Here is a 7,107-nt window from a genome sequence, read left to right as displayed (position 1 = left end):
GGGCCGATGGGCAGGATCGCGCCCGCGCCCAGCGCGCCGCCGAACGAGGCGAGGGACTCGCGGGAGATCACGGCGTCGTGGGCTGCGACCGCGTCGATCCAGTTGCCGTGATAGCCGCCGGAGAGCCCTGGCACGCACCCGCAGGAGATCGACGTTGAACGTCCCCCTTCCCGACGTCCCCGAAGTACGCGTAGTCGGCCTTCCCCAGCTGACCACCGGCTTCGACCTGGTCGAGCGCCTCGACCTCGGCATGCACCTGAAGGTCCACGGCCCGCTGGAGCCGATGGGCGGAGAGCGCCTGGCCGAACTCGCCGACTACATCTCGCTGCGCGGGCGCGGCGGCGCCGGCTTCCCCTTCGGCAAGAAACTGCGGGCGGTCGCCAAGGCCTCCATCCGCCGCGGGGTGCGCCCCGTGGTCGTCATCAACGGCAGCGAGGGCGAGCCCGCCTGCCGCAAGGACACCGTCCTGCTCAACCGGGCCCCTCACCTGGTGCTGGACGGCGCCCTGCTGGCGGCCGAGGCGCTCGGCGCCCGCACCCTGATCGTCGGCGTCACCCGCAACTCGACCGAGGCGTCCATACGCGCGGCCTTCGCCGAGCGCGGCCTGTCCGACCGGCGCGGCCAGCAACTGCGCGCGCGGATCGTACGCACCCCGGAACGCATGGTCTCCGGAGAGGCGTCCTCGCTGATCCGTGCCGCGAACGGCGGCCCCGCGCTCCCGCCAGGACGCCGTGAGCGCGCCTCGGAGACCGGCGTGGGAGGCGCGCCGACGCTGCTGTCCAACACCGAGACGTTCGCGCAGCTCGCCGTCGCCGCGCGGATAGGAGCCCGCCGCTACGGCCACACCGGCCTGGAGAACGAGCCGGGCACGGTCATGCTCACCATCTCCGGCGCCGTCTCGCGCCCCATGGTCGTCGAGGTGCCCACCGGGGTTCCGCTGCGTTACGTCCTGCAGATGGCCGGCGCCCCGCCGCTGCCCCAGGGCGTGCTGACCGGCGGCTATCACGGCAACTGGATCGACGCGGTCGCAGCCCACGACGCCGTGATCTCCCGCGAGTCCCTCGCCTCGTTCGGCGGCGCGCTGGGCGCGGGCGCGATCCTGCCCATCGGCCCCGAGACCTGCCCCCTGGGCGAGTCGCTGCGTGTCGCGAACTGGCTGGCCGCCGAGACGGCGGGCCAGTGCGGCCCCTGCCGGCTGGGCCTGCCCGCCGCCGCCGGCGGCCTGTCCGACGTACTCAACGGCGGGGGCCAGGCCGCCCTGGAGGCGCTGCGCGAGGTGACGCAGGCCGTGAAGGGCCGCGGCGCGTGCAAGCACCCCGACGGATCGGTCCGCTTCTTCGTCTCCACGCTCAACGCCTTCACCGACGACCTCGCGGCGCACGTCCTGGGCGGCGGCTGCGGCCGCGAGACGATGGGCGTGCTGCCGCTGCCGGGCCCCGGTTACGAGGAAGAGGGCATCCCGAGCGGCGAGAAGTTCGCGGTGGACTGGACGCTGTGCAAGGGCCACGGCCTGTGCGCGGACATCGTCCCCGAGCTGATCCGGCTCGGCCCCGACGGCTACCCGGCCCTCGCGGACGCGTCGGTTCCGGTGCACCTGCGCGGCCGCGCGCAGCGTGCCGTACGCCGCTGCCCCGCGCTGGCACTGCGCATCGAGGAAGAGGCTCCGCAGCGGCCGGCGCGTGCCGCGCTGCCGCCCGGCGGCCGCAAGGCCCTCGGCAGCGGCCAGGGCTGAGCCGCCCGGGACACGAAAAGGTCCCCCGGTCGAATCGACCGGGGGACCTTCGTCCTGTGGAGCTAAGGAGAATTGAACTCCTGACCTCCTGCATGCCATGCAGGCGCTCTACCAACTGAGCTATAGCCCCTTGTGTTCCGCCGCCCTGCGGGTTTCCCCGGCGGCTCCGCCAACATTACACGGTCCCCCCGGCCCTCCACCAAATCCTTTGTCCGCACACCCGTTCTGTCCCCATACGCCCGGTACTGTCAGCCGGCGTGACCGTGACCGCGCAGACCGCAGCCGCCCGCCCCGCCGTCGCCGCCCGGCGGCCGATACTCGTCGCCGCCTCGGTCTGCCTGCTCTCCTTCGCGTCCTTCTGGGCGGCCCAGCGCGCCGCCGACGTGTCGATGATCGACCTGATGGTCTACCGGGCCGAGGGCGAGACCGTACGGGCCGGCGGGGACCTCTACGCGATGCGCGCCACCGAGGCGAACCTGCCGACCACCTACCCCCCGTTCGCCGCCCTGCTGTTCACCCCGCTGACGCTGCTCGGCGTTCCCGAGATGCGCGCGCTGGCCACCGTCGCCAACCTCCTCCTGGTCGTCGCGCTGGCGCGCCTGTCCCTGCGCCTGGTGGGCCGCGAGAGCGCGACCGCCGTCCTGTCGGCCGCCGCGCTCGCGGTCTGGTGCGAGCCGGTGTGGACGACCCTGCGGTACGGGCAGATCAACCTGCTGCTCGCGACGGCCGTGCTGTGGGACCTCACCCGCCGCGAAGGCCACCGCTGGGCGGGCGCCGGCATCGGACTGGCCGCTGCGATGAAGCTCACACCGGCTCTCTTCGCGGTCTTCCTCCTGATCACCGGTCTCGTACGGGCCGGGGGCGCCCCGCGCGGCGAGGCCCGCAACCCGTGGCTGCGGCAGGCCGCGACCGCCGCCGGCGTCTTCCTCGCGGCGACCGCCGTCTCGGCGGCCGTGCTGCCGTACGACTCGCGCCGCTACTGGACTCGGATGATCTTCGAGGCGGGCCGGGTGGGCCATGCCGAGGACACCGCCAACCAGTCCCTGCGCGGCGTGCTGGCCCGGCTGCTGCACACCGGCGATCCGGGCGGGTGGTGGGCCGTTGCCGCCTGCCTGACGGCCGTGGCGGGCGTCGCCGTCGCCGTGCGGGCCGAACTGCGCGGTGAGCGGGCCGGGGCTGTGGTCGCCTGCGCGGTGACGGCGCTGCTGGTCAGCCCGGTGTCCTGGTCGCACCACTGGGTGTGGTGCGTTCCCGTGGTGCTGTTCCTGGCCGCACGCGGCCGCGCCGGGGCCGCGGTGGCGGCAGGAGTGGTGTTCTGCTCGTACGCGCTGTGGTGGGTCCCGCACGGCCCCGGGCGGCTCGAACTCGCCCAGGGCGCCGGTCAGATGGTCCTGTCGGCGCTCTATCCGCTCGTGGCCCTCGCCGCGCTGTGCGCGGTGTGCGGACCGGTCAGGCCGTGGCGAACGAGTAGAAGCGCTTGAGCGTGCAGTGCTCGTCGAGCAGCCGTCCGTAGATCGGCTCCCCTTCGAGTTCGCGGTACGTCTCGATGGGGTCGCCTTTTATGATCAGCGCCCGGGCGCACTCCTCGCACCAGTACTGATAGTCGGCGTTGACCGGCTCCATGTCCCTGACGATGGGCGTGCCACTGCCGCACCAGTCGCATTTCCTCCTGTGTGCGCCCATCACTCAATTCCAGCTGCGGCGGCAGGCCGTGCACACGTACGAGATACCTCCGTTGTCGCTGCCGGGCAGACCACGGACCGCATCGAGGATGCTCGCGGGCATCGCGCTCTCCCTCCCCATCAGACCGTCGTCCCCCTCCGGCGGTCCGATTCTGCCATGGCTCCGCAAGGGGGTCAGTGGCGTGAGCGCAGGAGGCCCGCCGCGCCGGCGAAGATCGACGCGGCGGTGGGCTCAGGAGCGCATACCCACAGCACATAGGCGTACGCATGCGCTCCCCGGCGCGTTCAGCCGGTTGAGGAAGAGAGTGCCCAATGTCGCGGCATCGGGCAACCGCCCGCGTGGCGCGACGGGAGGCTCCGAAGGGCGCCGTGAGCGGCCGGCCGTGAGGCGTGCGTCAGGAAGGCCGCGAAAGGCCCCGCCACGGCCCTCAGGAACGGTCGGAACCCCCACCGCACCCCTGACTCCTGTCCGAGCGTCAGCGGCGATGTGCACAGCGGCACGGCGGTCACCGGCAGCCCCGGGCCCGGCAGGTTCGAGACCTGCGCAAGCCACCCCCGAACGCATGGAGTTGACACAGGGGACGCCGGTGCCGCTCTCCCCCGACGCACAGGCCGGATTGCCGTCCGTGCGCCGGACGACGAGGAGAGCCCGCAGCGGATACAAGAAATCCCGGCCCCTCTGAAGAAGGGACCGGGATCCTGATTGTGGAGCTAAGGAGAATTGAACTCCTGACCTCCTGCATGCCATGCAGGCGCTCTACCAACTGAGCTATAGCCCCGCTGTTCTGTGCGCTGTGCGCTGCGAACAAGAAGAACTTTAGCCTGCGACCTGCCAGAAAGTGAAATCCGCTAGTCGTCGTCCCCGAGCACCGGCTCCGGAAGCGTCCCGGCGTTGTGCTCCAGGAGCCGCCAGCCGCGCGCGCCTTCGCCCAGCACCGACCAGCAGCAGTTGGAAAGTCCGCCGAGACCCTCCCAGTGGTACGACTCCAGACCGAGGAGCCGGCCGATGGTGGTGCGGATGGTGCCGCCGTGGCTGACGACGACGAGCGTGCCGTCGTCGGCCAGCTTGTCGGCGTGCTCCAGCACGACCGGAGCCGCCCGGTCGGCGACCTCGGTCTCCAGTTCGCCACCGCCGCGCCGCACCGGCTCGCCGCGCTTCCACGCGGCGTACTGCTCGCCGAACTGCGCGATGATCTCGTTGTGCGTCAGGCCCTGCCAGGCGCCCGCGTACGTCTCGCGCAGTGCGGCGTCGTGCGTCACGTCGAGGCCGGTCAGGGCGGCCAGCTCGCCGGCCGTGGCCGCCGCCCGCTTGAGGTCGGACGAGATCATCGCGTCCGGCTTCAGGGAGGCGAGCAGCCTGGCAGCCCGGCGCGCCTGCGCGACACCGGTCTCGGTCAGCTCGATGTCGGTGCTGCCCTGGAACCGGCGTTCCAGGTTCCACGCGGTCTGGCCGTGCCGCCACAGGACGATGCGGCGGCCCCGGCTCTTCTTGCCCGTACCGGCGTCGCTGCCGTTCAGCTCAGGTCTCCGTCCACTTCACCGGCCGCACGCAGCTTCGCGTGCTCCTCGGCCAGGCCCCGGGTCTTCACGGCGTCCTCGGGCAGCGCGATCTCGGGGCAGTCCTTCCACAGGCGCTCCAGCGCGTAGAAGACACGCTCCTCGCTGTGCTGGACGTGGACGACGATGTCGACGTAGTCGAGGAGCACCCAGCGGGCCTCGCGGTCGCCCTCGCGGCGCACCGGCTTGGCGCCGAGCTCCTTGTTCAGCCGCTCCTCGATCTCGTCGACGATCGACTTGACCTGGCGGTCGTTGGGCGCCGAGGCGACCAGGAAGGCGTCGGTGATGGACAGCACATCGCTCACGTCGTAGGCGATGATGTCGTGCGCGAGCCGGTCGGCGGCCGCCTGGGCGGCGGCGTTGATGAGCTCGATGGAACGGTCAGTGGCGGTCACTAGCAGGCTTTCGTCGGCGGTCAGAGATACCCCCAGGGTCTCACGGACCGCCGACAGCCCCGACGGCATTACTCCGCCTTGAAGTCCTGGCCCAGGACGACCGTCACATCCGCGTTCGCGGCCGCCTTGCCCTTGCGCACCGTGCCCAGCGGCAGTCCCAGCGTCTTGGCGACCTCCTGGGCCGTCGCCTTCTGGGCCGCCTCGCCGTACGTGACCTGCGACGACGTGACGACCGAGGTGGCCTTGCCGGAGTCGACGAACGTGTAGCCGCCGTTGACCAGGGCGATCCTCGCGGTCTCGTTGGCGTCCGTGTTCCCGTTGGCGTTGCGTACGCCGACCCGCACGGCCGCGCCCTGCTCCGGGCTGCTGGCCGAGCCGCCGAGGATGTCCTTGACCACACTCTCGGCGGCGGAATCACTCAGCTTGCCGTCGGGCTGCACCGGCAGCAGCGCCGTCCTGTAATCGCCGCCCTTGGCGTGCTCGGCGAGCTTCGCCAGCGAGGCGCCGAGGTCCTTCTCCGGCAGCGACGGGTCGAGGATCTGCGCCAGCGAGCGGACGGTCGTGGTCGCCGCCTGCGGATCGTCCGAGATCTTCTTCAGCACGCCCTGCATGACCCGCCCGAACCGCTGGAGCTGCTCGGTCTCCGCCTCGCTCGGCGCCCGGTAGGTGGCGTAGGCGACGGCCATCGGGCCGCTCAGCGTCTGCTGCTCGCCCTGCCGCACCACGGGCGCGGCGCCCTTCTTGGTGTCGGGCACGTCGGTGTCGGTGTCGATCTCGATGTTGCCGACCAGCTCGACGAGGTTCTCCAGGTACGGCGTGTCGAGCCGCCAGGTGCCGCCGATCCTCGTCCCGAGTACGGAACCGACCGCCTCGCGCGTGCCCGCCGTGCCGTCGTCGTCGACCGACTTGGCGAGCGTGGTGGTGGTGCCGTCGTCGTTCGCGACGGACAGCGAGTTGGGGAGCAGGACGGTGGTGCCCTGCCCGGTGGTGGTGTTGTTCACGAGCAGCGCGGTCGAGGTGGCGCCCTTGGTGGTGTGCAGGTGTACGGCGATCACGTCGCGCTTCTGCGGACCGGACGCCGCGGGCGGAGCGTCCTTCTTGCCGGAGAGGCCGGGCAGCAGGCCCGCGTACCAGAGGTAGCCGACACCGCCCGCGACGACGAGCGCGACGGCGACGACCAGGGCGACGACGCGGTTGCGGCCGCGGCGCCTGGCCTCCTCGCGGCGCTCGGTGCGGCTCTCGGTGAACTTCAGCCAGTCGATGACGTCTTCGGAGTTCTCGTCCGGCTCTTCGACGAAGGAGAACTGCTCGGTCGCGTACTCGTTCTTGGGACGGCGCTGCTCGGGAACGGCGACGGGCTCGCGGACCGGCTCCGGCTCGGGCGCGGGGGGAGGCATCTCGGCGGGCGCGGCCTGCTGCGGGATCCACTGCTGCTGCTGGGCAGTGTCGACGTACCCGTACTGCTGCTGCTGGTGCTCCGGCTGCTGCCCGTAGGGGTCGTACGACGGCTGCTGGGCGTACGGGTCGTAGCCGTATCCCTGCTGCTGGTGCGGGTCGTACTGCTGCTGGTCCTGCTGCTGCGTCTGCTGCTGGGCCTGCTGGTACACCGGCTGCCCGTACGCGTCGTAGCCGATGATCTGCGGCTGCTGGGCGTACGGATCCTGCGCGTACGGGTCGTACGGGTAGTTCTGGTCGTTCACCGGTGCCCCTCTCCCTGCTGGTCTGTGCTCCCCGTACGGCC

At 71.7% G+C, this 7,107-nt stretch carries 6 protein-coding genes and 2 tRNA genes; 2 read left to right on the top strand and 6 right to left on the bottom strand.

Annotation, left to right across the window (positions count from 1 at the left end; all coding sequences use genetic code 11):
* Nucleotides 1-154: 154 nt before the first annotated feature.
* Nucleotides 155-1,732 (top strand): NADH-quinone oxidoreductase subunit NuoF family protein, encoded by a 1,578-nt coding sequence (locus E2E34_RS10200; RefSeq protein ID WP_138901572.1) that lies wholly within the window; start codon nucleotides 155-157, stop codon nucleotides 1,730-1,732.
* Nucleotides 1,733-1,789: 57 nt separating this feature from the next.
* On the opposite strand, the gene E2E34_RS10195 is transcribed toward E2E34_RS10200, so the two are convergent.
* Nucleotides 1,790-1,862, bottom strand: a tRNA-Ala gene (locus tag E2E34_RS10195).
* A 127-nt stretch (nucleotides 1,863-1,989) separates the two neighbouring features.
* Between E2E34_RS10195 and E2E34_RS10190 the strand changes: the two genes are divergently transcribed.
* A complete protein-coding gene (locus E2E34_RS10190; RefSeq protein ID WP_244315603.1) occupies nucleotides 1,990-3,213 on the top strand; it encodes a glycosyltransferase 87 family protein in 1,224 nt (407 codons plus the stop codon).
* On the opposite strand, the gene E2E34_RS10185 is transcribed toward E2E34_RS10190, so the two are convergent.
* From E2E34_RS10185 to E2E34_RS10165, 5 genes are all read right to left on the bottom strand, one after another.
* Complete coding sequence (locus tag E2E34_RS10185; protein WP_028813478.1) at nucleotides 3,182-3,415, bottom strand: hypothetical protein; 234 nt, start codon at nucleotides 3,413-3,415, stop codon at nucleotides 3,182-3,184. The two genes, E2E34_RS10190 and E2E34_RS10185, sit on opposite strands and share 32 nt — an antisense overlap.
* A 705-nt stretch (nucleotides 3,416-4,120) precedes the next feature.
* Nucleotides 4,121-4,193: transfer RNA gene (locus E2E34_RS10180), tRNA-Ala, on the bottom strand.
* 70 nt (nucleotides 4,194-4,263) lie between these two features.
* Nucleotides 4,264-4,932, bottom strand: a complete 669-nt coding sequence (locus E2E34_RS10175; protein WP_138901571.1) for a histidine phosphatase family protein — start codon at nucleotides 4,930-4,932, stop codon at nucleotides 4,264-4,266.
* On the bottom strand, nucleotides 4,929-5,366 hold the full coding sequence (gene rsfS, locus E2E34_RS10170; protein WP_138901570.1) for a ribosome silencing factor: 438 nt from the start codon (nucleotides 5,364-5,366) through the stop codon (nucleotides 4,929-4,931). The genes E2E34_RS10175 and rsfS overlap by 4 nt, the downstream gene beginning before the upstream one ends.
* 68 nt (nucleotides 5,367-5,434) lie before the next feature.
* Nucleotides 5,435-7,066 (bottom strand): LCP family protein, encoded by a 1,632-nt coding sequence (locus E2E34_RS10165; protein ID WP_138901569.1) that lies wholly within the window; start codon nucleotides 7,064-7,066, stop codon nucleotides 5,435-5,437.
* Between the last annotated feature and the right edge of the window lie 41 nt (nucleotides 7,067-7,107).

Source organism: Streptomyces albidochromogenes (assembly GCF_005981925.1).
In the GTDB taxonomy this organism is placed as follows: domain Bacteria; phylum Actinomycetota; class Actinomycetes; order Streptomycetales; family Streptomycetaceae; genus Streptomyces; species Streptomyces albidochromogenes.
Note: the sequence above shows the minus strand (reverse complement) of the source record. Positions and strands in the feature narration are given on the sequence as shown.

Coding starts and splice junctions, on each gene's coding strand:
- E2E34_RS10185 (WP_028813478.1), bottom strand. CDS start 3,415: ATGGGCGCACACAGGAGGAAATGCGACTGGTGCGGCAGTGGCACGCCC.